The following is a 690-nucleotide window of genomic DNA, read 5'->3' as shown; positions in this document are numbered from 1 at the left end:
CCATCCGGCCGACGCGGCCGCGCTCGGCCTCGGCGCGCGCCGCAGCGACGCGCTCCGGGGTCGATTACCCGGCTAAGCACGAAGGAGAGGAGTGCGATCATGATCGGCCCGCCGACCGAATTCGGCAAGGGTGAAGCGCCAGCCCATCAGCTCATGCGCGAGATCCATGATGATCAGCTTGCGGACGATCGCGAGCATCCCGATCAGGATGACCACCCGCACGCGCACCGGCCCCTCGTCGCGCTCGCTCGTCACGAGGATCGATCGCTTGAATTCCAGCGCGATGACGACGGTGAAGATCCCGCCGAACACCGACTGGAACACCGCCGCGTTGGTCGGATCGAAGGTTGTGGCCAGGATGTCGTGTGCGATGTTCACCACGAGATGCGCGAGTGCCGCCGTCACCACGATCGCCATCAGCAGCGTCACGGCCTGGACGACGACGAATTCGAAATATTGGTACGCCCTGCTGCCGAACCGGCGGTCCATCCCCTGGTCTCCCCGTGTCTGCCGCGGCAATGATAGCGGCTTCCGCCGTCCGTTGCATGCACGAAAGGGACACGGACCCGCGCCCCTTCAACCTTTGGCGCCTTGCCCGGCCATCCGCGCGGTGCCATCTGGAGTGCATGATGAATACCAATGATCCGGTCGGCTGGCATGGCACGACCATTCTCTGTGTGCGGCGCGACG

General features: G+C 65.2%; 1 protein-coding gene. It reads right to left on the bottom strand.

Going from position 1 to position 690, the window contains the following annotated elements:
• Positions 1 to 72: 72 nt before the first annotated feature.
• Entirely contained in the window at positions 73 to 489 is a 417-nt protein-coding gene (locus RT91_RS19435) for a phosphate-starvation-inducible PsiE family protein (RefSeq protein ID WP_240314380.1), read from the bottom strand.
• Between the last annotated feature and the right edge of the window lie 201 nt (positions 490 to 690).

The organism is Acidiphilium sp. JA12-A1 (assembly GCF_000724705.2).
Classification (GTDB): domain Bacteria; phylum Pseudomonadota; class Alphaproteobacteria; order Acetobacterales; family Acetobacteraceae; genus Acidiphilium; species Acidiphilium multivorum.
Note: the sequence above shows the minus strand (reverse complement) of the source record. Positions and strands in the feature narration are given on the sequence as shown.